23 protein-coding genes, 1 tRNA gene and 1 other annotated feature are annotated in these 25984 nt (G+C 44.7%); of the genes, 21 read left to right on the forward strand and 3 right to left on the reverse strand.

Going from position 1 to position 25984, the window contains the following annotated elements:
• The first annotated feature begins 458 nt into the window (after positions 1-458).
• The 4 genes from DWX43_RS18925 (at position 459) to DWX43_RS18940 (ending at position 6004) form a co-directional block, all read left to right on the forward strand.
• The gene (locus tag DWX43_RS18925; protein WP_109731178.1) at positions 459-1439 is read left to right on the forward strand and encodes a LacI family DNA-binding transcriptional regulator; all 981 of its coding nucleotides are present in this window, start codon (positions 459-461) and stop codon (positions 1437-1439) included.
• Positions 1440-1719: 280 nt separating this feature from the next.
• Positions 1720-3633, forward strand: a complete 1914-nt coding sequence (locus DWX43_RS18930; protein ID WP_118621453.1) for a PTS transporter subunit IIBCA — start codon at positions 1720-1722, stop codon at positions 3631-3633.
• Positions 3634-3685: 52 nt separating this feature from the next.
• Positions 3686-5089 (forward strand): glycoside hydrolase family 32 protein, encoded by a 1404-nt coding sequence (locus tag DWX43_RS18935; RefSeq protein ID WP_118621454.1) that lies wholly within the window; start codon positions 3686-3688, stop codon positions 5087-5089.
• 96 nt (positions 5090-5185) lie between these two features.
• The gene (locus DWX43_RS18940; protein WP_118621455.1) at positions 5186-6004 is read left to right on the forward strand and encodes a glucosaminidase domain-containing protein; all 819 of its coding nucleotides are present in this window, start codon (positions 5186-5188) and stop codon (positions 6002-6004) included.
• Between the two features lie 54 nt (positions 6005-6058).
• Here the strand turns inward: DWX43_RS18940 and DWX43_RS18945 are convergent.
• From DWX43_RS18945 to DWX43_RS18955, 3 genes are all read right to left on the reverse strand, one after another.
• Positions 6059-6131, reverse strand: a tRNA-Ala gene (locus DWX43_RS18945).
• Positions 6132-6181: 50 nt separating this feature from the next.
• The gene (locus tag DWX43_RS18950; RefSeq protein ID WP_118621456.1) at positions 6182-6631 is read right to left on the reverse strand and encodes a hypothetical protein; all 450 of its coding nucleotides are present in this window, start codon (positions 6629-6631) and stop codon (positions 6182-6184) included.
• The gene (locus tag DWX43_RS18955; protein ID WP_118621457.1) at positions 6625-7038 is read right to left on the reverse strand and encodes a hypothetical protein; all 414 of its coding nucleotides are present in this window, start codon (positions 7036-7038) and stop codon (positions 6625-6627) included. Before DWX43_RS18955 ends, DWX43_RS18950 begins: the two co-directional genes overlap by 7 nt.
• Positions 7039-7429: 391 nt before the next feature.
• Here DWX43_RS18955 and DWX43_RS18960 point away from each other — a divergent pair, with 391 nt between their 5' ends.
• The 17 genes from DWX43_RS18960 to DWX43_RS19030 all read left to right on the forward strand — a co-directional run bounded on the left by DWX43_RS18960 (position 7430) and on the right by DWX43_RS19030 (position 25850).
• Entirely contained in the window at positions 7430-8581 is a 1152-nt protein-coding gene (locus DWX43_RS18960; RefSeq protein ID WP_279220801.1) for an MFS transporter, read from the forward strand.
• A 41-nt stretch (positions 8582-8622) separates the two neighbouring features.
• Complete coding sequence (locus tag DWX43_RS18965; RefSeq protein ID WP_118621459.1) at positions 8623-9147, forward strand: ATP-binding cassette domain-containing protein; 525 nt, start codon at positions 8623-8625, stop codon at positions 9145-9147.
• A gap of 161 nt (positions 9148-9308) precedes the next feature.
• Positions 9309-9543: a binding site (T-box leader), on the forward strand.
• Positions 9544-9665: 122 nt separating this feature from the next.
• Positions 9666-12317: a valine--tRNA ligase gene (locus tag DWX43_RS18970; protein WP_118621460.1), complete on the forward strand. Its 2652-nt coding sequence runs from the start codon at positions 9666-9668 to the stop codon at positions 12315-12317.
• Between the two features lie 11 nt (positions 12318-12328).
• Positions 12329-14548, forward strand: coding sequence for an LTA synthase family protein (locus tag DWX43_RS18975; RefSeq protein ID WP_109731171.1), 2220 nt, complete (start codon positions 12329-12331; stop codon positions 14546-14548).
• Positions 14545-15828 carry a bifunctional folylpolyglutamate synthase/dihydrofolate synthase gene (locus tag DWX43_RS18980; RefSeq protein WP_118621461.1) on the forward strand — a complete coding sequence of 428 codons (1284 nt, stop codon included), beginning with the start codon at positions 14545-14547 and terminating at the stop codon, positions 15826-15828. The genes DWX43_RS18975 and DWX43_RS18980 overlap by 4 nt, the downstream gene beginning before the upstream one ends.
• A 33-nt stretch (positions 15829-15861) precedes the next feature.
• Positions 15862-15999 carry a hypothetical protein gene (locus tag DWX43_RS27050; protein ID WP_181368680.1) on the forward strand — a complete coding sequence of 46 codons (138 nt, stop codon included), beginning with the start codon at positions 15862-15864 and terminating at the stop codon, positions 15997-15999.
• A 59-nt stretch (positions 16000-16058) separates the two neighbouring features.
• On the forward strand, positions 16059-17513 hold the full coding sequence (locus tag DWX43_RS18985; RefSeq protein ID WP_109731169.1) for a tetratricopeptide repeat protein: 1455 nt from the start codon (positions 16059-16061) through the stop codon (positions 17511-17513).
• Positions 17514-17771: 258 nt separating this feature from the next.
• Positions 17772-18086 (forward strand): anti-sigma factor antagonist, encoded by a 315-nt coding sequence (locus DWX43_RS18990; protein WP_109731168.1) that lies wholly within the window; start codon positions 17772-17774, stop codon positions 18084-18086.
• The gene (gene spoIIAB / locus DWX43_RS18995; RefSeq protein ID WP_109731167.1) at positions 18083-18538 is read left to right on the forward strand and encodes an anti-sigma F factor; all 456 of its coding nucleotides are present in this window, start codon (positions 18083-18085) and stop codon (positions 18536-18538) included. Before DWX43_RS18990 ends, spoIIAB begins: the two co-directional genes overlap by 4 nt.
• Positions 18517-19236, forward strand: coding sequence for an RNA polymerase sporulation sigma factor SigF (gene sigF / locus DWX43_RS19000; RefSeq protein ID WP_109731166.1), 720 nt, complete (start codon positions 18517-18519; stop codon positions 19234-19236). The genes spoIIAB and sigF overlap by 22 nt, the downstream gene beginning before the upstream one ends.
• A gap of 137 nt (positions 19237-19373) precedes the next feature.
• A complete protein-coding gene (locus DWX43_RS27055; RefSeq protein WP_181368658.1) occupies positions 19374-19535 on the forward strand; it encodes a hypothetical protein in 162 nt (53 codons plus the stop codon).
• Positions 19525-20190, forward strand: coding sequence for a stage V sporulation protein AA (locus DWX43_RS19005; RefSeq protein ID WP_118621462.1), 666 nt, complete (start codon positions 19525-19527; stop codon positions 20188-20190). Before DWX43_RS27055 ends, DWX43_RS19005 begins: the two co-directional genes overlap by 11 nt.
• Positions 20150-20566: a stage V sporulation protein AB gene (locus DWX43_RS19010; RefSeq protein ID WP_118621463.1), complete on the forward strand. Its 417-nt coding sequence runs from the start codon at positions 20150-20152 to the stop codon at positions 20564-20566. Before DWX43_RS19005 ends, DWX43_RS19010 begins: the two co-directional genes overlap by 41 nt.
• 185 nt (positions 20567-20751) lie before the next feature.
• Entirely contained in the window at positions 20752-21927 is a 1176-nt protein-coding gene (locus DWX43_RS19015) for a BMP family ABC transporter substrate-binding protein (protein WP_109731163.1), read from the forward strand.
• A 305-nt stretch (positions 21928-22232) separates the two neighbouring features.
• Entirely contained in the window at positions 22233-23771 is a 1539-nt protein-coding gene (locus tag DWX43_RS19020; RefSeq protein WP_182440766.1) for an ABC transporter ATP-binding protein, read from the forward strand.
• Positions 23768-24865 carry an ABC transporter permease gene (locus DWX43_RS19025; protein ID WP_109731161.1) on the forward strand — a complete coding sequence of 366 codons (1098 nt, stop codon included), beginning with the start codon at positions 23768-23770 and terminating at the stop codon, positions 24863-24865. The genes DWX43_RS19020 and DWX43_RS19025 overlap by 4 nt, the downstream gene beginning before the upstream one ends.
• Entirely contained in the window at positions 24858-25850 is a 993-nt protein-coding gene (locus DWX43_RS19030) for an ABC transporter permease (RefSeq protein ID WP_109731160.1), read from the forward strand. The genes DWX43_RS19025 and DWX43_RS19030 overlap by 8 nt, the downstream gene beginning before the upstream one ends.
• Positions 25851-25984: the final 134 nt, after the last annotated feature.

Genomic DNA, 25984 nt, shown 5'->3' on the forward strand with positions numbered 1-25984 from the left:
GTTTTTGGATATTTCAAAATGAAGTGAGTGTTCCCAAGACAAGTTTATACTTTCAATAGACATCACCAGCCCTTATTGTTTGAATTTTTTAAATGATTGTTGTTTGTCCGATGTTGAAACATGGATTGTTGGAATGATTTGATTAGATTCTAAGAATGTATGAAATACACCAGATCTTTTCAAGTACATATACCCTATCATAGATTACTATTTGAATCCATAAAATTTGTATGAATTTTATACCAAAATTTTGTAAAGTAAGGAGGCGTGCCTGAGAACAATAACCAGTAACCTTTTTCATCCTACGAAATACCTCTGATAAGTTGATCTGTACTTGAATCGGCATAGGGATGATGCTACAATAATTTATAATTGGCGGGGCAGTCCGTTTTTCTGGCGGTTACCGGGATTTGATAGTGGTGGTGTTTTCGGAGAATGAAGGAGAAGAGGGCAGGGATATGACTATTACAGAGATTGCTAAGATGGCAGGGGTATCGGTTTCTGCGGTATCCAGATATTTGAATGACGGTTATATCAGTGAGGAAAAGAGAAAAAAGATTAAAGCTGTAATTGATAAGACGGGGTATAAGCCGTCCAAGCAGGCCCAGATTTTAAGGACGAAAAAGTCGAAGGTTATTGGTGTGATTCTTCCTAAGATTAGTTCTGAGTCTATCGCGAGGGTTGCGGACGGGATCAGTTCAGTCCTTTCTAAGGCAGGTTACCAGATGCTGCTTGCAAGTACCGAGAATAGTCCGAAGAAGGAGCTTGAATATTTGAATCTGCTGCAGAATAACCCGGTGGATGGGATACTGTTTTCTGCATCTGTTTATGACAAAGCCCATCAGGAGGCGCTGAAGAAGATGCAGATTCCGGTGGTGGTCATCAGCCAGCGGTTTGACGGCCTTGCCTGCGTTTACCATGATGATTACGGGGCGGCAAAGGCGATGACAGAGCTTCTACTGGACAGCGGGAAACGAAATGTGGCCCATATTGCCGTCACACAAAGTGACGAAGCTGCCGGAAAGAGCCGGACGCAGGGATATCGGGATGCCCTGCAAAACAGGGGGATTGAGCCGGCAGAGAATATGATTGTAACGGCTGGATTTACGATGGATGCGGGTTATGACTGTATGAAAAAGCTGCTGAAGAGGGCGCCTCGTCTGGATGCTGTATTCTGTGCGACGGATACGCTGGCTGTGGGGGCTATGACCTGTCTGCGGGACATGGGGAAAAAAGTACCGGATGAGATAAGCATTGCGGGGGTCGGACATAACAGGATGTCCAGAGTAGTGACCCCGAAGCTGACAACAGCGCATCTTTTTTACAAGACAAGCGGCATAGAAGCTGCCAATATGCTGCTTGAGATGATAGAAAATCAGGATCATGTGGCAAAGCAGACGAAACTGGGGTATGAAGTAATAAAGGCAGAGAGTGTTTAAAAAGGCAGATGTATAACGGCAGGGACCGGGAATTTCATAGAAGTGTAATGCTTCTACGGAATTCCCGGTTTTCTATTTCGTAAACTGGCAAATGATTTGTGGATTATATACAAAAAATATAAGGCAATTTTGTATTATCTTCCTATTTACAAATCTAGAAAAAGTGATAATATATAAATATAAAGTGAAAACGATTTCACACAGAAAAAGCATATAATGTGAAAAACATAGTGAAATCAATGAATTAATAACTGATAACGTTATCATAAAGGAGGAAGTTATGGATTACCAATCAATCGCCAGACAGATTTTGGAGAATGTAGGCGGGAAAGAGAATTTAATTTCAGCGGCTCACTGTGCCACAAGGCTCAGACTGGTCATTGCTGACAACGAAAAGTGTAACAGCAAGGCAGTGGAGAATATTGACGCAGTGAAAGGAGTATTCTTTGCATCCGGCCAGATGCAGATTATTCTTGGTACAGGGACTGTCAACAAAGTATACGATGAGTTCATTAAGATCGCCGGTATATCCGAGGCGAGCAAAGAAGATGTGAAGAGGGAGGCCGCGAAGAAAGCGAACCCGTTCCAGAGAGTGATCAAGACGATCGGGGACATTTTTGTTCCCATTATACCGGCCATTGTTGCAAGCGGATTTTTAATGGGAATTATGGAAGCGCTGAATTTCATGGTGAATAACGGCTTCCTGAATATTAATACAAATGGTTCTATTTACCAGTTTGCAGTATTGTTCAGCAATGTAGCCTATGTGTTCCTGCCAATTTTGATTGCATTCAGTGCGGCGAAAGTGTTCGGTGCGAATCCGTTTCTCGGTGCGGTCATCGGTATGATTATGATACACCCGGACCTGCAGAATGCTTGGACCGTTGCTACGGAAGGTGTCCAGAAGACGCAGGAAGTATTCTTCGGACTGTGGAAGGTTGATATGGTCGGCTATCAGGGTCATGTCATCCCGGTTATCATTGCTGTATTTGTCCTGAGTATCATAGAAAAGAAGCTGCACAAGATCGTACCACCTATGTTTGATCTGTTTGTTACGCCTCTGGTCAGTGTATTTGTAACAGGGTACCTTACCCTTGCAGCGATCGGACCAGTTTTCGTTTTCCTTGAGAACGGCCTGTTAAATGGGATTCAGAGTCTGCTGACACTGCCGTTTGGAATTGGAAGTTTCATCATGGGAGGTGCCTATGCGACAACGGTTGTATCCGGCATCCACCATATGTACACAGTCATAGACATCGGACAGCTTGCCAAATACGGACTCACATTCTGGCTTCCTCTCGCTTCTGCAGCTAACGTGGCACAGGGTGGTGCGGCTCTCGCAGTTGCATTGAAAAGTAAAAACAAGAAGATGAAATCTGTTGCCCTGCCATCTGCATTAAGTGCATGCATGGGTATTACAGAACCTGCCATTTTCGGTGTAAACTTACGCCTTGTCAGACCATTTATTGCGGCATCAGTCGGAGGTGCATGCGGTGCGTTATATGCATCCATTGTAAATCTCGGGGCAACAGGAACAGGTGTTACAGGTATTTTCGGAATTCTTCTGCATCTTCACAGCCCAATTCACTATATCATAGCGATGGCAATCGCATTCGGTGTGGCTTTTGTGTTGACAGGAATTCTGGGATTTAAAGAAGAGACGGATGAATCAGATGCTGTGACGGAAAACAAGGAATCCGATAAGGCTCTATCTGTAGAGGAAACTGTTACAGAGGATCAGACAGAGGAGTCAGTCACAGTTCAATCAGGCAATAATACAGAAGAATTTACGTTTGCCTGCCCGATTCAGGGTGAGGTGATACCACTATCAGAAGTTCCGGATGAGACATTTGCATCAGGCGTGCTGGGTGACGGTGTTGGTGTGAAGCCGGAGGAGGGGAAAGTATATGCTCCGTTTAACTGTACAGTAGCCACGGTTTTTGATACAAAACATGCTATCGGCCTTGAAACGGCAGCTGGTATGGAACTGTTGATCCATGTAGGTCTCGATACGGTCACATTAAATGGGGAACCATTTACAGTACACGTGGAAACGGGCCAGCAGGTGAAAAAAGGGGAACTGCTTGCGGAATTTGACATGGAAAAGATCCTGAATGCGGGACTGAAAACTGTCAGTCCGATTATTATCACAAACCAGGGAAGCTATCAGGAGGTCCATATCACACAAAGATAAGGAGCAGCCGGGCGGTATTTAAAATGAGGATTCATAATAGAGGATGGTATTTATGGCAGGAATAAAAGGGAATGATAAGTGGAGGCTGGGATTCCACCTGATGCCTCCTGCAGGCTGGCTTAACGACCCGAACGGACTGTGCCAGTTCAAGGGTGTCTATCATGTGTTTTTTCAATATGCACCGGATGACCCAAATGGCGGAATGAAGTACTGGGGACATTATACGAGCCCGGATCTCCTGAACTGGAAATATGAGGGAATTGCACTCTCTCCGGAGGAGGACTTCGAAAGCAATGGAGTATATTCCGGATCAGCATTGATTGCAGACGGGAAGATGAACCTGTATTATACGGGAAATGTAAAACTGAAGGGGGACTATAATTATATCACAGACGGACGTCAGGGAAATACGGTACTGGTCAGCAGTGAGGACGGGATTACGTTTGGCAGAAAAGAATGCCTGATGACGAATGCAGATTACCCGTCCGGTCTCACATGCCATATCCGGGACCCAAAGGTAGTGACAGGGAAGAGTATAGGTAAAGATGACGAAAACTATTACATGTTTCTCGGTGCAAGGACTCAGAGTGATGTGGGAGAAGTGCTTGTATACAAAAGCAGCGGCCTGAGAGACTGGGAACTTGTCAACATCCTGAAATCAAAAGTCCCCTTTGGATATATGTGGGAATGTCCGGATGCATTTACAGCCGGAGGCAGGAAATTCCTGAGCGTCTCGCCCCAGGGTGTGGAACAAAGTGGTGTGGATTATCAGAACCTCTATCAGTCAGGGTACTACGAGCTGACAGGAGAGTTTGATCAGTCATATGAATTGAAGAATTTCAGGGAATGGGACCGGGGGTTTGATTTTTATGCCCCACAGACATTTCTGGATGAAAGCGGCAGGAGAATCCTGATCGGCTGGGTCGGAATGCCGGATGAACCGTCACAGTCGAATCCGACGGTGGAATGGGGATGGCAGAATGCCCTGACAGTGCCGAGAGAAATATTGGAAAAAGACGGAAGGCTTTTACAGTATCCGGTAAAAGAATTAGAAAGACTCCGTCAGGAGGAACGAATATTGGATATGTCAGAGTCATCCGAAGAAATGGAAACATATGATATAGAAGTAACTGTATTAAGTAAAGACATTACTATAACGATTAGTGACGCAATCGACCTTGCTTACAGCAGTCAAACCGGACAATTTGGCATTTCCTTCCGGCAGGATAAAAATCTGGGATACGGAAGGGGCGGCCGCGCAGTCAATATAAAGGAATGCCGGAATATCCGGGTTCTTGTGGATACCTCCTGTATAGAAATATACCTGAACAAAGGCGAAGAAGTATTTACAACACGCTTTTATCCGGAGGGTGGAAGAAGCTGCTTCAGCCTGTCGGAAGGTAAAGCGGAAATAAAATACTGGAAGATGGAAAAGATGGCTGTGGCCGAAATGTGATTTATTTTTTATGCTCACGAAATTTCCTCATACTTGCATTTTTTTTGCATATATTGTAAAGTAATAGGAACTTAATCTTAGGACAAGGGTGAGCGAATGGAATTTAAGGATTTTAATAAAGATAAGCTAAAAATATGGCTGGAGATTTTCCTTGCAGTTGTACTTGTGGCAGTAGTGGGGATCGCCGGGAACAAAGGTGTGTTTGACAAAAAGTCTGCCAAGGCGGCAGAAACGGTTCAGGCAAAGGAAGCCGAAGCACTTAAAAATGCCGAGAAGGAAAATGAGGCGGCTAAAACGGAAGGCACGGCGGACAAGGATGCATCCGGGGAAAAGAACAAAAAATCAGATACAGGTGAGACAGAAGAAGTGATAGCAGAAGGCCAGTACCCGATTATGGGTAAGAGTTCTGTCACTGTAGAACAGATGGTGGATTTTTTCAACTCCAGCGGTGAAAAGTACCCGGAGAGTGCACTGGGAAAAGGCGGGGCCGACAGCATAGAGACTTTCTGCCAGATGTATTATGATGAGGCAGTGGCAGAGGGCGTACGCCCAGAAGTGGCTTTCGTACAGACTATGAAAGAGACCGGATGGCTCCAGTATGGCGGGGATGCATCCATAGAACAGTTTAATTTCGCCGGACTCGGCACAACAGGCGGCGGGGTGGCGGGAAATTCATACCCTGACGTAAAGACAGGAATACGGGCCCAGATCCAGCATCTGAAAGCATATGCGACGGCAGACTCACTGACACAGGAGTGCGTGGATGACCGCTATGAATATGTTACAAAGGGATGTGCACCTTATGTAGAATGGCTCGGACAGCAGGAGAACCCGGAGGGATATGGATGGGCCACTGCGGATAATTATGGATATTCCATTGTAGATATGATTTCAAAATTAAAAGAAATGAAGTAAACCAAAAGGGGCATAACTTCTTATTTTAAAGATAGAAAGTTATGCCCCTTCACATGGAGTATACGGGATTCGAACCCGTGGCCTCAACAATGCGAATGTTGCGCGCTCCCAACTGCGCTAATACCCCATGAGAAAAGTATAACACTTCTGCACAGAATGGCAAGTATGAAATAGACTCTAGTCCTGATTTGACTGTAGTTCCTCGATTAACCTATCAATAACAGCAGGATCCTCGTCCAGCAAATCTGCGATTTGTGCGGCTGAGCAGCCTTTTTTCAACTTTTTCTGTATTTGGATTTTTAAATGAGCGATATTTCCATCTTCAAAACCATCTTCAAAGCCACTTTCGTAGCCCTCATCATATCCCTCTTTACGCAGTGCTTCAAAGTGAAGCTTATCATTAAAATTAGAGAGTATCATGTCCATCACCTCGTTACGGTTCTTTCTGAGAATATCAGCCAGTATCCCCTCTTCTATACATTCATCGACCGCTCTGTTCACGGCATCTTCTAGATTGTAGTTTCGATCCAGATATCCCCGGATGCGTGCAATGAAGCTGGCATACTCGTTGAGTTTCTGGCAGCGTCCCATCAGTTCTTTATTATGTCCCAGATTAACGTTCAGCATTTTGGCCCGGCACTCCAATGCAGGAATCTGGCCGTCAGGGAAATTAATTTATTTCCATAAATGTTAATCTGTTTGGAATCTACATAGGCCCTCAGGACGTCTGAAAAATAAAATAGTCCCCTAAGCGGCATATTTGGATTCAGTGTGCTTTGATGTTCATACAGGTTCAAAACATTGGCAATGAGAAAAGACAGATCATTTTTCATACCAAGGTAAACTGCATCGCTGATTGTAGTTATGATCAGCTCATCTGGATTTGTGTAATAGGTAGAGTTAATCGCGTTGTATAAAGCAAGAAGGTCTTCCTTATTATGAAAGATTAACCGGAAGAGCTGATCTTTATATGTCCTGTTTATTCGATACTTGCGGCTGAATTTCCTGAACCTTTTAATTAATACGTTTTTCATATGTTCCTTCCTTTCATTTTAGCATAATTAGATTGGGAAAAATAGCAGTTTTCACCAGATACTTAGATAAAAAATTTTACTAAAAGCATTTTACGGTTACTGCTCACTCCCAGCCTATCACTACGCTGATAGGCTGGGAGGAAGCACGTAAAGTAGCCAATAAGCCTGCTCCTCGCCGCAGGCGACTTAAAATGAGCAGGCGCGTTACTGTTTACAGGCTTGTCTGTGAACAGTAACATTTTACGTTAAATAATATTTAAAAGCAGTAAATAATATGTTAGTATAAAAAATATAACATTTGATATTAGCTTTTTGACGATAAGAAAGGTATTCATATGATAGAAAGAACAGAAGCAAAAAAAATAGATAGAGTTAAAAAATTTATTTGTATTTGAATTGCCTGTTTGAATTCTATGCGGGAATTACTGGAGCAACCTTTATACTATTCTTATACAGTAATCATCTTGATACAATGGAAACGAATATCATTGTTGCAGTTTCTCTTATTACAACGTTTTTTGTGGAAATACCAACAGGGGCTTTGGCTGATTATTTAGGCTATGTAAAAACATCGATTCTTACGGGGATATTATTATGTATCACGAATATAATTTTTCTGTTTTGTAATACGATACCGTTGTTTGTTGTGGCTCAAATTAGTCTTGGTTTAGCCAGTGCATTTGAATCAGGAACATTGGATGCCTGGGTTATAGAAAATACTTCTCAAAAAGAAAGTGAACATATTTTTATAAAAAAGAATAAATTCATTTCTATTATAATGATCGTGGCTGGATTTATGGGTGGTATTATTGCAGATTTTTGTTTGAAGGGAATTTTCCTGTTTGCATTAATAGCATCTTTATTATTTGTCGGCCTTAGTGTTTTTACTATGCCTAAGTTACAAGGGAGCTTTGCAAGAGAACAGAAATATAGCATTTTGGATAATGTTAATGGAATGAAAAAAATTGTAATTGATAGTTTTCACTATTGTGTTAAGGACAAAAGTATCAGAAACATTATTTTATTCAACAGTGTTTTGACATTTGCATTTTCGCCAGTATTTGTTTTTTGGTCGCCGGCGTTGCACAATTTTGAAAATGTCAACTATACTCTAATAGGATTGGCGTGGGTTTTTATGCGGGCAGCTATGTTAGTGGGAAATATTGTATTGGAAAAATGGCTGCATAAATCATTTCTTACACTTTCTGCAGTTTCTGTTGCATGTGGCCTGTGTATTATTGGATTAGCATTTTTTAAGAAATTTTGGTTATTGTTTCTAGGTATACTATTATTTGAATTTCTATTAGGGTTAATTTATCCACTGAAAGAAACTGTTTTAAATGTAGGAATTGAGAGTGAAAATCGTGCTACTATTTTATCGTTTAATTCATTAGTTGCAAGTTTATTTAACTATGTCTCCATGATTTTAATGGGAAAATTAGCAACAATTTTCACGATAGAGATGACGTGGATATGTAGTGGAATTACACTTGTCATTATATCAACAGTGATATTAGTTCCCAATATCAAAAAAATGGCATGAGACCAGAAGGCTGTCACCGATATTAAAGAAAGGCTTTAAAAATGAAATTAGGTGAAAAGATTGTAATTGTAGGTTCGTGCGGAAGCGGGAAGACAACGCTTAGTAATCTTCTTAGTGAGATTAGCGGCATAGAAGTTATTCATTTGGACAGAATATATTGGCAGGCTGATTGGATAAGTATTTCTGAGGACGCATTTAGAAATGAACAGATAAAATGTTTAAGAAAAGAGCGGTGGATTGTTGATGGTAATTATGCTTCAAGTTTTGAACTTAGACTGGCGAAAGCAGATACTGTGATTTTTTTGGATTATAATAGATACATATGTATTTGGAGAGTGCTGAAACGCTGGATGAAGTTTCGGGGCAGATTAAGACCAGACGTGGCGGACGGATGCTATGAAAAAATGGAGTGGGATTTTTTGAAATATATTTGGAGGTTCCCCAAGGATACAAGACCTTTAATGCTGGATACTCTAGATAAATATGAAAATTTAAATAAGTTTGTTTTGAAAAATACACAAGAAACGAATAGAATGATTGAAACTTTAAAAAATAGATTAAGATAAGGTGAAAAATACAAACAGGAAAATTTGTATAGATATCTTTGCACCTGGCTGCATACGTTTTATTGAAAAATCTTAAGTTTCTTTAAACATCCTTGACAAATCGCCACTTCAAAGATATGATATTCTGTAGTTAATATAAAGTTAACAATTTATTCATATGTATAAAGGTGCTGATGAAGAGGAGTACATAATGACTCTTGCCAGAGAGAACCATCCATTGGCTGCAAGGTGGTTTCAAGAAAGGATTATGGAAGGTAGCTTCTGAACCGGATATCTGAAGCGGGTAATAGGATGTCCCGGAGTTGTTCGCGTTAAAGGACTGTTAAGAAATGCCACAGGCAGGAAGCATATGAGGCATGAAAATTAAGGTGGTACCGCGTAGAACACGCCCTTTACATATTTGTAAAGGGCTTTTTAAATGTTCAAAAGTGTGAAAAAACAGTGAAAACATAACTGGCCGGACCCCGGGCAGTTACGGAAAATTTATTATTCTTATGAGGGAGAGCAAGGAGGACACTATGAGTAAGGAATTGGCTAAGACTTATAATCCAAAAGAAATCGAAGAAAAATTGTATGACAAATGGTGTGAGAACAAGTATTTTCATGCAGAAGTGGACAGGAGCAGGAAGCCGTTTACAACGGTAATGCCTCCTCCGAATATTACAGGCAAGCTGCATATGGGACATGCGCTGGATAATACACTGCAGGATATCCTGATCCGTTATAAAAGAATGGAAGGATACAATGCACTGTGGATTCCGGGAACGGACCATGCTGCAATCTCCACAGAAGTCAAGGTTACGAACCAGCTGAAAGAAGAAGGCATTGATAAAAAAGAATTAGGACGTGAAGGATTTCTGGAGAGAACATGGCAGTGGAAGGAAGAATATGCCGGAACGATTGAGAACCAGCTGAAGAAACTGGGGATCTCCTGTGACTGGGACAGAGAGCGTTTCACAATGGACGAGGGGTGTTCCAAGGCTGTTGAGGAAGTATTCATTAAATTATATGAAAAGGGATATATCTACAAAGGGTCCAGAATTATCAACTGGTGTCCGGTATGTAAGACGTCATTATCAGATGCAGAGGTTGAGCATGAGGAGCAGGACGGACATTTCTGGCATATCAAGTATCCGATCGTGGGAACAGACCGTTTCCTTGAGATCGCTACGACACGGCCGGAGACTATGCTGGGGGATACGGCGATTGCGGTTCACCCCGACGACGAACGTTATAAAGACATTGTAGGAAAGAAAGCACTGCTTCCGCTGGTAAACAGAGAGATTCCTATTGTAGCAGATTATTATGTAGATAAGGAGTTTGGAACAGGTGCGGTAAAGATCACACCAGCACATGACCCGAATGACTTCGAGGTGGGAAAACGCCATGACCTGCCGGAAATCAACATCATGAATGATGATGCTACCATCAATGAAAAGGGCGGCAGATATGCGGGAATGGAACGCTATGAGGCGAGAAAGGCAATTGTTGCCGACTTAGAAGAACAGGGATATCTTGTTAAGATTGAGCCGCATTCTCATAATGTAGGAACACATGACCGCTGTAAGACAACGGTCGAGCCGCTCATCAAGCAGCAGTGGTTCGTGAAGATGGAAGAACTGGCAAAACCTGCAATCAACGCTTTAAAGACCGGCGAACTGAAATTCGTACCGGAGAGATTCGATAAGATCTATCTGCACTGGCTTGAGAACATCAAAGACTGGTGTATATCCAGGCAGATCTGGTGGGGACACAGAATCCCGGCATATTACTGCGATGAGTGCGGTGAATTTGTTGTAGCAAAAGAAGTTCCGGAAAAATGCCCGCATTGCGGCTGTACCCATTTTACACAGGATGAGGATACACTGGATACATGGTTTAGTTCAGCACTGTGGCCGTTCTCCACACTGGGATGGCCTGAGAAAACAGAAGATCTGGATTATTTTTACCCGACAGACGTACTCGTAACAGGGTATGACATCATCTTCTTCTGGGTAATCCGCATGGTATTCTCCGGCTATGAGCATACAGGGAAATCTCCATTCCACACAGTTCTGATTCACGGCCTTATCAGAGATTCACAGGGACGTAAGATGAGTAAATCTCTCGGAAACGGGATCGATCCTCTGGAGGTTATAGACCAGTACGGGTCCGATGCCCTGCGTCTTACACTTGTTACAGGGAATGCTCCTGGTAATGATATGCGTTTCTACCATGAAAGAGTGGAGGCGAGCAGAAACTTTGCAAACAAGGTATGGAATGCATCCAGATTTATTCTGATGAACATTGAAAATGAACAGCTGACACGGCCGGAGTTATCTGATCTTGCAGAAGCTGATAAATGGATTTTATCGAAAGTGAACACTCTGGCAAAAGATGTGACAGAGAACATGGATAAATTCGAGCTCGGTATAGCAGTACAGAAGGTCTATGATTTCATATGGGATGAATTCTGCGACTGGTATATTGAGATGGCTAAATTCCGTATCTATCACAAAGAGGAAAACCCTCAGGCCGCAAACTGTGCACTCTGGACCCTGAAGACGGTTCTGGGTCAGGCACTGAAGATGCTGCATCCATTTATGCCTTTTGTAACGGAAGAAATCTACAGCGCCCTTGTTCCGGAGGAGGAATCACTGATGATTTCAAGCTGGCCGGTATATCAGGAGGAATTCTGTTTTGAATCAGCCGAGAATATTGTGGACCATATGAAGGAAGTCATCCGTGGAATCCGTAACATCAGGGCAGAGATGAATGTAGAAAACGGACGCAAAACGAAGGTTTATATTGTAACAGGTAGCAGTGAATTATGCAGCGGGTTCGAAACGCTGACTGATTCTGTAAGGCCTCTGATGAATGCCTCAGAGATATTTATCAGTAAGGAAAAGCAGGGGATTGCAGAGGATGCGGTTTCCATCGTTGTTCCGGATGCTTCAGTATATCTTCCACTGGAAGATCTGGTTGATTTCGAGCAGGAGATGGAACGTCTGAAAAAAGAAGAAGAAAAATTGACCAAAGAAATTGCGAGGGCAAAAGGAATGCTCGCGAATGAAAAGTTTGTCAGCAAGGCTCCTGAGGCAAAGGTTCAGGAAGAAAAGGAAAAACTGGAGAAGTATACACAAATGCTTGCCCAGGTTCAGGAGAGAATGGCTGGCTTAAAGAAAGCATAGAGAGGTCTTAAATGAAACACATTCAAATTAAGAAACCTGATATTAAAGGATTTTTTCACAAGATCAAGAACTTGAAAAAGGAAGATATAAAAGCACACTGGGAGGAGAGAAAAAAGCGGCGCGAGCGGATACTGGAACAGCGCCGCAACAGCAGGTTTGCGAAGAAGATGCAGCCGGTCTATAGGTTCATGGACAGATTTTCACTTGTTTTCCACTATCTGCTTGCCTGTGTGCTGAACTTTATCATCGAAATCATATCCAGACATTCTCTGTTCGAGGCATGGGATTATATGGTTGGGACTCCAAAAGTGTTCCTGTTTAATGCATTCCTGATATTTGCCACATTTTCCATTGTATATATGGTCAGGCGGAGAGTGTTTGCCAGAATCCTGTTAAGTGTATTCTGGCTGTTCCTTGGGACATGTAACGGATACCTGCTGTTAAAGAGGGTTACGCCTTTTAATGCCCAGGACCTGAAAGTATTGTCGGATGCACTGGCACTGACGGGGAATTATTTCAATACATTTGAGCTGATCCTTCTGATTGTGGGTATTGTGGCAGTTGTACTGTGGGTAATCTCCATGTGGCGCAGGGGCGGTCAGTTTACAGGGAAGATGCACCGTATTATCGCTCTGATCGGTGTTGTGTTCTGGCTGGGGGCCTACGTGGTCCTGACAAATATAGCAATTGACAAGAGAGTGGTATCAAACTACTTCGGGAACATCGCATTTGCATATGAAGACTATGGTTTCCCGTACTGCTTCACAGCGAGTATTTTTAACACCGGGATATCAGAACCGGCCGGATACAGTGAGGCTGCGATGGATAAAATCAGTAATAACGGGGATATCACCAAAAGTGAGACTAGCAGGTCCGAAGATGAACTTCCTAATATCATCTTTGTGCAGCTGGAATCTTATTTTGACCCGACAGAAGTAGACTGGCTTCAGTTTTCCGAGGACCCGATCCCGAATCTGAGGAAAATGTACAGTGAGCATTCGGCCGGCTATTTCAAGGTGCCATCAGTCGGCGCAGGAACAGCGAATACCGAATTTGAAGTACTGACCGGTATGAGCATGCGTTTCTTTGGACCGGGAGAATATCCGTATAAGACTTATGCAAAGACGAAAGTATTGGAGAGTGCGGCGACGGCTCTTGGCAGTCTGGGATATGGGGCAGAAGCACTTCATAACAATGGCGGTAACTTCTACAGCCGTGCACAGGTGTTCAACCATATGGGATTTGACCATTATACAAGCAAGGAGTTTATGAATATCCTGCAGACCACGCCGAAGGGCTGGGCAACGGATGATATCCTGATCCCTAATATTCTGGAATCTATGGATACGACAGAACAGCAGGATTTTGTATTTACGATCAGTGTCCAGGGACACGGCGATTATCCGACGGAGAAAATGATAGAGAACCCGGAGATTGTTGTCAGCGGCGTAGAGGATGAAGGAAAACGCAATTCATGGGAATATTATGTCAATGAAGTCCACGAGATGGATAAATTTGCCGGCAATCTTGTGAAGGCAATCGAAGAACGAGGAGAGCCGACAGTCATTGTATTTTACGGTGACCATCTGCCGACGATGGGACTGGAAGCGAAGGACTTGAAGAGCAGATATCTCTATAATACAAATTATGTTATCTGGGACAACATCGGACTGAAGAAAGAAGACAGGAACATCCCGGCATATCAGATAATGGCAGACGTTTTTGAGCGGCTTGATATTCATTCAGGTACGGTATTCAATTATCACCAACAGAGAAGACAGACGAAGAATTACCTGTCCGACCTCGAACTTCTTCAGTATGACATCCTGTATGGCAAGCAATACGTCTATAAGGACAGCGGGCAGCCGATCACGGAAGGCCATATGGCGATGGGGGTAAAGGATGCGGTCATTACAGAACTGGTGTCACAGCTTGATGGAACTTACAGTATATATGGAGAGAACTTTACGAAGCAGAGTAAAGTATATATCAATGGCGAGAAACAGAGCAGCAGTTTCCTCAATAATACAAGAATTGACCTGAAGGACGCCACCCTGTCAGACGGCGATATCATACAGGTGAACCAGGTGGGCTCCAGCAGCACGATCTTCAGGACTTCCGCAGAGTATGAGTATAAGGAAGGGAAGCTGACGGAACTGCCGGCTGATCCGGATGCACCTGCACAGGGAACAAATGCGTTTACGACGCAGAATGCAGGTGAGGAAAAGTGACATACACGGAAGCAGCAGAATATATCCTGAATATACCGAAGTTTACGACAAAAAATAAACCGGAGCATACCCGTGCGTTTCTTTCTTTTCTCGGAGAGCCGCAGGAGCGCGTCAAAGTTCTGCATGCAGCCGGAACGAACGGGAAAGGTTCAGTCTGTGCATACCTCCATGCCATGCTGCTTGCACAGGGGAAGACGGCAGGGCTGTTTACCTCGCCGCACCTTGTAAAAATTAATGAAAGAATCGTAATAAACAGAGATCAGATCAGCGATGATGCCTTTCTGGATATCTTTGAATTTGTATTGGGAAAAGTGAAGGAGATGGAGGCGGAAGGACTGCCCCATCCGACCTTCTTTGAGTTTCTGTTCGGCATGGCGGTGACGGCGTTTGCATCGGCCGGCGTGGAATATGCCGTGCTGGAGACAGGCCTTGGCGGACGTCTGGATGCGACAAATTCAGTTCAGCATCCGCTTGTTACGGCTATCACGTCAATCGGTCTGGACCATATGGCGATCCTCGGTGACACCCTTGCAGCTATTGCATTTGAAAAAGCAGGGATCATAAAGCCGGGTGTGCCTGTTTTCTATGCAGATACCACGGAAGAGAGCAACCGTGTGATCGAACAGAGGGCCGCAGAACTTGGGGCACCCTGTAAAAAAATAGGGAAAGACGCGTACGAAATTCTCGGAATCAGGGACAAACATATTGCATTTTCCTGCGTAAATGCGTATTATGGAAATACCACATGGAGTCTGAATAATATAGGGATTTACCAGCCGGGCAATGCCGTACTGGCTTTGGAAATCATGAGGTTTGTCTTTGGAGAGGAAGGACGTCCTGATCTCTGGAGAGAGGCCCTGCATGAACTCAAGTGGGAAGGGCGCATGGAAGAAGTCCTTAAGGATGTATACGTGGACGGGGCGCATAATGTCAGTGCAGTGGAAGGTTTTTTGCGCAGTCTTCCGGAGAAAGAGGCGAATATCATCCTTTTTTCTGCGGTAAATGATAAAGACTACGAAGAAATGATCGCCTGCCTGTGCAGGAATGTGGATACGGATTTTTATATCATTACCCGGATTGAAGACAAAAGAGCAGCACATACTAAGGAGCTGCAGCATATTTTTGAAACATACACAGATAAACCTGTTTTTGTGAGAGAATCTTTGGAAGAGGCAATTGACTTTGCACTCGAACATCAGCATGGCAGGAAAATATACTGTCTGGGTTCTCTTTATCTGGCAGGAATGATGAAAGGGTACTGTAACTCCGGTGAACAGTAACGATAAATGAACTGATTAAGAAAAGGAGGCCGCATGATGCTTGATTATGAAGAGGAACTTAAGAAGTTTAAGCCGAGTCTGGAAGTGGAAGACATAGAAGATGCAGTTTATCAGGAAGATTTATCAGACATGACGGACCTGCTTCGGGAAGTTATGGATCAGACGAAGTAAAAGTAAGAGTAGCTGTTCATGCTTCTGAACAGATACAGGAAAGATTATGGTGAGCATAGATGGACTATACGAAGAAGATCTTGTACCAGTCGAACTACTGGTATAATGATGGGCTGAGGAAAGCACAGATACGGGATATGTCCGGCGCGGTTACCTCCCTTCGGCGGAGTTTACAATATAATAGAGAGAATATTGCAGCCAGGAATCTTTTGGGGCTAGTTTATTACGGACGGGGAGAAGTGGCAGAAGGACTGGTAGAGTGGATCATCAGCAAGAATTTAAAGCCGAGAGATAATATAGCAAGTTACTTTATCAGCAGGGTGCAGGCATCAGCAAGTGAGCTGGATGTGGTGAATCAGGCGATCAGAAGATACAACCAGTGTCTGGTTTACTGTGAGCAGAACGGGGAAGATCTGGCAATCATACAGCTGAAAAAGGTGATTGCAGCCCACCCGTCATTTTTGAAAGCCTATCAGCTGCTGGCACTTCTGTATCTGCACACGGAGCAGTACGCGAAGGCGAGGCAGGCCTTAAGGACAGCAAGAAAGCTGGATACGACCAATGAGATGACGCTGCGGTACATGCATGAGCTGACAAACTTAAGGGGCCAGAAGATCAAGGATGATAAACCGAAGAAAGAGGAAGCGGTTGAGTATAATCTTGGAAATGAGACGATCATTCAGCCGAAGCACTCGGTGGCAAAAGCGCTCGCGAGTAAGTTTACAGTGATGAATATTGTTGTAGGGGCGTTTATAGGGGCCGCGATCATCTGGTTTCTGATTGTTCCGGCGGTCGACCAGACAAAGAATGAGAAGGTGAACCAGCAGATTGTCGAATACAGTGAGCGGATCAATGCCCTTGAGGCACAGATCAGCGCCCAAACAAGGACACTGGATGAATACCGCAAGAACGATACGGATACTGAGAATAATGCCCAAAGCGCGGCAAGTACTGCTGACAGCTATGAAAATCTGCTGACGGCGTATAACCAGTGGACATCCCAGAGTTATACCGATGATGTGATGGCAGACTCCCTTTTGAATGTAAACAGAGATTCTCTAGGAGACGGCGGAAAGGCACTTTATGACGAGATGTCCGCAGATGTATTCCCGGGGGCAAGCGAGTCTTTATATTCAGGTGGAACCGCATCTCTGGAAGTAGCCAACTATGACACGGCCATCGCCTCTCTTGGCAAGGTAATCCGTATGGATGAAAACTATGACAGCGGAGGCGCGCTTCTGAATCTCGGTCTGGCATATATGAGGAACGGAGATAATGACAACGCAGTAAAGTATCTGAAGCGTGTAATTGAGCTCTTTCCGGATACAGATAATGCGCAGGAGGCCCAGAACGGTCTGAGCAGCATTTCCCAGGGCGGTACTACCGATGGCGGTGCGGACACCCAGAATGCAGATGGCCAGAATTCTGATACCGGCAGTACGGATGCAGGCAATACCGATTCGGGGGATACCGATGCTCCGGTACAGGATACCGGTGCAGAAGACGGTTATTAAAGCAGGGTCCAAATTAGTGAAAGATAAAGATACAGCACAGATATGGAACATACATAAGAGACAGGAAAAGCAGGGCAATAAGTTTTTTTAGTCTGATTTACACAGGATAAGGATATGTAGGATATTACATATCCTTTTTCTGATACCTGAAACGGGACTGGCGAGGATTACTGTGCACGTCCGAAGGGCGTGCACAGTAACTGGTGGGGAGCACCTTGAAGACCGGAACGATATGATTTAAAATAGAGGAGGAGTACTATGAAGTATCAGGTGCAGGAGAACTGCCTGACGATCTACCTGCCCAAAGAGGTAGACCATCATAATGCGGAGGAAATGCGTAAAAACGCAGACACATTAATTGAGAAAAACCATATCAAATATGTCATTTTTGACTTTGGGATGACAGATTTCATGGACAGTTCGGGAATCGGCGTCATAATGGGAAGATATAAGATTATCCGCCTGATCGGCGGGGAAGTCTGGGCGGTTCATGCAAATGCAAGAATTAAGAAGATCCTGACCATGTCGGGGGTGACAAAAATAATGCAGATATATGAGGAGGACGAGGCATGAAAAACACAAATGAAATGGAGATCATTTTTGACAGCCATTCGTCAAATGAGGGGTTTGCGAGAGTATCAGTGGCGGCATTTTTAACCCAGTTAAATCCTACAGTTGAAGAAGTGGCAGATGTAAAGACCGCGATATCAGAGGCAGTGACGAATGCAGTCATCCACGGCTACGAAAATGAGATACATAAGGTTTCCATCCGCTGCCGGATTGAAGGACAGCAGATTACGGTGGAAGTAAAAGATAACGGGGTCGGCATCGAAGATGTGGAACAGGCAATGACTCCCTTATATACAAGCAAGCCAGAGCTGGAACGTTCCGGAATGGGATTTGCGTTCATGGAAGCCTTTATGGATTCAGTAGAAGTCGAGTCCGCCCCGGGTGAAGGCACAACGGTGCGGATGAAGAAAACCATCGGTAAAGGAAGGGAGCTATGGACCACACAATCGCTTTAATCAGACAATCACACGATGGGGATAAAAAAGCGAGAGAACAGTTAGTAGAAGAGAATGTGGGACTTATCTGGTGTGTTGTGAAAAGATTCTACGGCAGGGGTACAGATGCGGAAGACCTGTTCCAGATCGGAAGCATCGGCTTATTGAAAGCGATCGATAAATTCGACCTGTCCTATGACGTGAAATTTTCCACTTACGCGGTCCCCATGATTTCAGGAGAAATCAAACGTTTCCTGCGGGATGACGGTATGATAAAAGTTAGCCGTTCTTTAAAAGAACTGTCTTACAAGATATTCCAGACAAGAGAGGCACTCATAGCTAAACTGGACCGGGAGCCTACGCTGGAAGAGCTGGCGGAGACGATGGAGGTTGATAAAGAGGAGATCGTACAGGCAATGGAGGCCGGAGGTGAAGTTGAATCACTGTACAAGCCGATCCACCAGAAGGAGGGCAATGAGATCCGGCTCGTGGACAAGCTTGAAGAGAAAGACAGGAAAGAAGACAAGATTCTGGACCATATGCTTCTGAAACAATTGCTGGAGAGTCTGGATAAGGAGGAACGGCAGTTGATCTATCTGCGGTATTTTGCAGATGAAACGCAGACACAGGTTGGGAAAAAACTTGGAATTTCACAGGTACAAGTCTCGCGTATGGAGAAGCGGATTATAGAAAATATGAGGAAACTGGGGACCGTCTGACGGTCCTTTTCCATTTTCCGGGTTGCTATCTTTATATAGTATACTGCCTCCTTTTCGGAATTGCATGCATAGTTTTCCGGAAATTTCGGATACTAGCATTAAGCGATTTTTATTTCAGGAAAGGTCAGGTGGTTTTTATGGAGAACGGCAGGAGGAAGATTCGTATTTGTTTATTCGGGATCGTGCTTGCGGCGGTTGTGGTTGGAATCTTTTACTATTATTTCAGTGGCAGCGGACAGGTCAGGAGCAGTGAGGGGACTTTAATCAAAGGGCCTGAGGTGGAATACTATGGCTGTTAATCATGATACTGTTTATTTGAAAGGCGACCGGGATGTGGAGGTCCAGAAAAAGGATATCACTCTCGGGGATATCGTAGCTCTGGAATGCAGCAACAAGGATATCATTCCAAAACTGAAGACTCTGAAAATTCTGAAGATCCCGGATAATGGGAAACAGCGTTTTGTCATTTCTATATTAAAGATTATTGCCTGTATACACGAAAAATATCCGGGACTCGAGGTTCAGAATCTGGGTGAGCAGGATATTATTATCACTTATGAAGAGCAGAAAACTCCCGGCATGTTTTATCATGTTTTAAAAACAGGCATTGTCGTGCTGATTACGTTCTGTGGTGCGGCTTTTTCAATTATGGCATTCAATAATGACGTTTCGTCAGCCAAACTGTTTAAACAAATTTACGAATTTGTGACAGGGACAAAGTCGAATGGCTTTACAATTATGGAAGTCACATATTCGATCGGGATTACTGTCGGCATACTTGTCTTTTTCAACCATTTCGGGAAAAAGCGTTTTACGGTTGACCCGACGCCGATGGAAGTACAGATGCGCCTTTATGAGAATGATATTCAGACAACTCTGATTGAAGATGCATCCAGAAGGGAGCAGGAACTTGATGTGGGTAAATCAAATCATATTAGCAGTCATCGGACTTAGCGGCGGACTTGTCGTTGCGGGAGGCTTGTTTTCATTCATTATCGAGCTGGGGGTGGTCGCGGATTTTGCAGACAGGACCCATACGGCGGAACATATCCTGCTCTATGAAGACTGTGTGGCTATCGGTGGAATCGCAGGGAATTTGATTTCTGTTTTTCAGATCCATATCCCGAACGGGGCATGGCTGCTTCCCGTGTTTGGCCTGCTTGCAGGAATATTTGTAGGATGCTGGTCAATGGCGCTGGCGGAAATACTGAATGTTTTTCCAATCTTTGTCAGGAGGCTTAAAATAGTAAGGTATATATCTGTTTTTGTAGTTAGTATGGCGTTGGGGAAAGGGCTCGGTTCCCTGCTGTTCTTTTTCAAGAGATGGTAGGAACCGATATCAGGCAGGAAATTGGTAGAATTGCAAGCACAACGTGTTAAATATTCTGAAAAAATACTACAGATATCTTGACTTATTTTTGCGGTCAGTGTAATATTTAAATATAGTAATCGGCTATCCAATGAAGGAATATGTTTCTTAAAAGGGTAGCCAGTTTTTTTGTAGGAGGAGAAGATATGAAAAAGAAGATTTTGAGCGCAATACTGTGCGCGACAATGGTCATCGGTATGTTGGCCGGATGTGGTTCCAAACCGGCAGCGGAAGCGGACAAGTCCACGAGTGACGACACAAAGACAGAGAGTACAAAGGGGATTGCCAAGGAAGACATTAAAGTCGGATTTGTGCATGTATCCGACGCGAGTGACATGGGATATACATACAACCATGACCTTGGGACAAAGGAAATGCAGGAAGCAATTGGCTTAAGTGATGACCAGATCGTCAATAAGTTCAATGTTCCAGAGGGAGCAGAGTGTGATACTGCTTTAAGGGAACTCGTAGATGCAGGCTGCAATATCATCTTTGCAACCAGTTTTGGATTTGAGGATTATGTAAAAGAAGTAGCGGCAGAGTATCCGGACATTCAGTTCTGCCACGCAACAGGATATCAGGCAAAAGATTCCGGACTTGACAACATGCATAACTATTTCGCATCTATTTATGAAGCGCGTTATCTCGCAGGTATCGCAGCAGGTATGAAGACAGAATCCAACAAGCTCGGATATGTAGCTGCATTCCCGTTTGCAGAGGTTATCAGCGGATACACAGCATTTTATCTTGGTGCAAAGAGTGTGAACCCTGACGTAACTATGGATATCATGTATACAAACTCATGGAATGACCCAACTGTTGAGTCACAGGTTGCAAAGGCACTGATCGAGCGCGGATGTGATGTAATTTCCCAGCATTCCGACTCTACAGCTCCGGCAACAACAGCAGAAGAGAACGGCGCTTTCCAGGTTGGATATAACAATGACATGATTGAAGCAGCTCCGAAGGCTTCCCTGATTTCTGCACGTATCGACTGGGGCATCTATGTAACAGAAGCCGTACAGAATTTGATCGACGGAAAAGAGATTCCAGTAGACTGGTGCAAGGGACTTGCAGACGGCGCAGTTTATCTGTCACCTCTGAATACCGACATTGCAGCGGAAGGAACACAGGAAGCGATTGATAAGGCTTCAGACGCACTGAAATCAGGAGAACTCTATGTATTTGCAGGACCGCTGAAGGGTACAAGCCCTGACGGCGAGACAATTGAAGTTGCAGATGGCGATCATTACCCTGAGCAGGAAGAAGCATCCGCACCATCCTGGAGCTACATTATCGAAGGATGCAATGTGGTTGAATAAGTAAAGCTTCAGACTGAGAGAAGTTCAGTTCATTGACAGAGCCGTTGTATGACGGCTCTGTTTTTAAAGTTACAGGGCCCGCAGCAGGCTAAAACCTTTTCGGGCATCACGTAATATGTACCTTATTCTGCAGCCTGCGCTACAGATCCGCCCGCAGGGCATGAGTTACGGTATGCCCTTTAGGGTATACCTTATTCTGCAGCCTGTGCTGCAAATCAAGGCATATATTACGGGGTACCTGAATAGGGGGAAGACATAAGAAGGAGGGTGAAGATTTGGGTGAGACTACAGGATATGCGGTTCGTATGCAGCATGTCACTAAAACATTCGGTAAGGTTGTTGCCAACAAGGACATTAACCTGGAATTAAAGGACGGAGAGATTCTTGCACTTCTCGGAGAGAACGGGAGCGGGAAGACAACATTGATGAATATGCTTTCCGGAATCTATTTCCCGGATCATGGGGAAATTGAAGTGCATGGCAGGACGGTGACGATCCGTTCCCCGAGGGATGCGTTCGATCTGGGGATCGGTATGATCCATCAGCATTTTAAACTTGTGGATGTACTGACGGCAGCAGAGAATATCGTATTAGGGCTGGACGGAAAGGCTACGGTGAACCGGAAAGAGATTAATCAGAAGGTAAAAGACCTGGCATCCAGATATGGATTCGAGATTGATCCTGCAAAAAAAGTCTATAACATGGCGGTATCTGAAAAACAGACGGTTGAAATTCTGAAAGTGCTTTACCGGGGGGCGGATATTCTGATTCTGGATGAGCCGACGGCGGTTCTGACCCCACAGGAGACGGAAAAACTGTTTGCCGTGCTTCGTAATATGAAGAAAGACGGAAAGTCGATTATCATCATCACACATAAACTATATGAGGTGCTTGCGATCTCTGACCGTGTGGCTATCCTGCGGAAAGGGGAATACATAGGTGCAGTGGATACGGAAAAGACCAGTCAGGCACAGCTTACTGAGATGATGGTCGGCAGGCCGATTAGTCTGGAGATAGAACGTCCTGAAATGGAAGATAAGGTCGAGAGACTGCAGGTGATCGGACTGACCTGCCTGAACGGTGACGGGGTGAAGGCGCTGGATAATGTTTCGTTTTCGGCATATGGAGGGGAAATCTTAGGCGTGGCAGGAATCGCGGGAAGCGGGCAGAAGGAGCTCTGTGAGGCAATTGCCGGCCTGTATCCGACAATCGGAGGTTCTGTCCTGTATACCGGAGAACATGACGGTGAGCCCATCAAAGAGAGAATCTTAGGACTCAGACCGGATGAAATCGTAAAAAAGGGAATTTCAATGGCGTTTGTGCCGGAGGACAGGCTTGGTATGGGGCTTGTTGCCGGAATGGATATGACGGATAATGTCATGCTGCGCAGCTATAAGAATAAAAAGGGGATTTTCACAGACAGGAAGACGCCAAAAGCCCTTGCAGAACAGCTGATCGAGGAGCTTGAGATCGTGACTCCGGGTGTAGAAACACCGGTGGGAAGACTCTCCGGCGGAAATGTCCAGAAAGTACTGCTCGGGCGGGAGATTGCATTAAGCCCGTCTGTCCTGATTGTAGCGTATCCGGTCCGCGGACTGGATATCAATTCTTCCTACCGTATTTATGAGCTTCTGAATGAACAGAAGAAAAAAGGAGTTGCGGTTATTTTCATCGGGGAGGACCTTGATGTGCTGATCGAACTTTCGGACCGCATCATGGTATTGTGCGGCGGAAAAGTGAGCGGAATTGTAGATCCGCGGGAGGTAACGAAAGAGGATATTGGCCTTATGATGATCCATGTAGATGAGAAAGATACAGAAGAGAAAGAGGAGGTGAACGTATGAGCAGACATTCAATGCAGGCCAAAGAGCCCCTGATCCGTATGGTAAAAAGAGACGCGATTTCCCAACAGAAGGCGTGGGGGATCCGGGCGGCTGCGTTCATACTTTCCCTGATTACCGGGGGACTCCTGATATTCGTCCTTGGACATAATCCGCTCGCTGTTTATAAGGCGATGGTTGTCGGGTCATGGGGGTCCAGGACGGTTATACATGAGACTGTAAAATTAGCGGTCCCGCTTTTGATTACTGCGATTGGAATTTCATTTGCCTTTAAGATGAAATTCTGGAATATCGGTGCTGAAGGACAGATTCTGGTAGGTGCGGTGGCGGCAGGCGCGTTCGGATTGTTTACTGCACATATCTTCCCGAAACTGCCGCTGGTTATCCTTATGATGCTTGCAGGTATGGTGGCGGGCGGCCTGTACGGGCTTCTTCCGGCAGTCTGCAAGGCAAAATGGGGGACGAATGAGACACTGTTTACCCTGATGCTCAATTATATTGCGCTGGCATTCATCAAATATCTGATGAACGGACCGTGGAAGGCGCCGGGAAGCAGTTTCCCGAAAATTGCCATGCTGGTGCCGGGGGCAAGGCTCAGTAAGGTGCTGGGGGTTCACTGGGGCTGGATTCTGGCACTGATCCTTGTTGTTGTGTCATGGATTTACTTTAATAAGACGAAACAGGGATATGAGATTGCTGTTGTAGGTGAAAGTAACAATACCGCGCGTTATGCGGGTATCAATGTCAGCAGGGTATTCAAACGGACGATGTTCCTGTCAGGTGCGCTCTGTGGACTGGTGGGAATGCTGCAGTTTGCCGGCGCCGATTATACGATAACAGAGGGAACCGCAGGCGGTGTCGGATTTACAGCCATCACTGTTGCATGGCTTGCCAAAATGAATCCATACGGAATGCTGATCGTATCTGTGTTTATAGCGATGCTTGAGAGAGGCTCCAATACCATCCAGACAAACTTCAAGATACCTGCGTCTGCATCTGACCTGCTGATTGGTATCATACTGTTTTTCATGCTGGGATGTGAGTTCTTCATAACCTACAGGCTGATTTTCAGAGGAAAGGAGGAACATCATGCTTAGTACATTAAATAGTTTGTTTATTGCCGCCGTGCTGGCCGGGACCCCGCTGCTTCTAGGGGCACTCGGAGAGATCCTCACAGAGAAATCCGGTAACTTAAACCTTGGTGTGGAAGGTATGATGTTCATGGGCGCCATTACCGGACTTGCCGGTTCCTACTATTATGAACAGGCAGTTACGAAATCCGGAGGTACGCCAAACGGGGCAGTGTCTGCGGTCCTCGCCCTTCTCGTATCTTTTATAGCGGGTTCGTTCGGTGCATTGATTTACAGCTTCCTCACAATTTCGCTGAGGGCGAATCAGAACGTAACCGGACTGACACTGACCATTTTTGGTACAGGTTTTGGAAACTTCTTCGGAGAATATATCGGTCAAAAGGCAGGCGGATATGTAACGGTTAGCGGCGTTACAAAGGATGCATTTTCAAAGCTCCATATTCCGGTTTTATCGGATATTCCGGTTTTAGGGAAATTATTGTTCCAGTATAACTGGCTCGTATATTTTGCGATCATTCTTGCTGTTGTAATGGCATGGTTCTTTAATAAATCGCGGGTAGGTCTGAATCTGCGTGCGATTGGGGAGGACCCGGCAACCGCGGATGCGGCAGGAATTAATATCACGAAATATAAATATATTGCAACGATCGTGGGCGGTGGAATCTGCGGGATCGGCGGTATGTACATGAGTATGGTAACAACAAAAGGTGTATGGGTGCACGGATGCGTAAGCGGATATGGCTGGCTGGCGGTTGCGCTGGTTATCTTCGCAACATGGAGTCCTGCAAGAGGCATACTTGTCGCGCTGATATTCGGCGGACTTACAATCATGCGCATGTATATCAAGATACCGGGGCTTCCTGCACAAATATACGATATGGCCCCCTATGTGGCAACGATTATCGTGCTTGTCGTAACGAGCATGAGACAGAGTAAAGAGCATGCACAGCCAAAGAGCTGCGGATTAAACTACTTCCGTGAAGAGAGATAGGAAGCAGGATGATTAAATTTGCATAAAGAGAAAGAATTGATTAGGGAGCTGCGGGGTTTTCGCAGCTCCCTAATCGTTACTGAACGTATCTCAGAAGAGATATCCGGTGTAATTGATTTGAGAATACAAATGAC

Origin of the sequence: Clostridium sp. AF19-22AC, assembly GCF_003479085.1 — a bacterium.
Taxonomy (GTDB): Bacteria; Bacillota; Clostridia; order Lachnospirales; family Lachnospiraceae; genus Faecalicatena_A; species Faecalicatena_A orotica.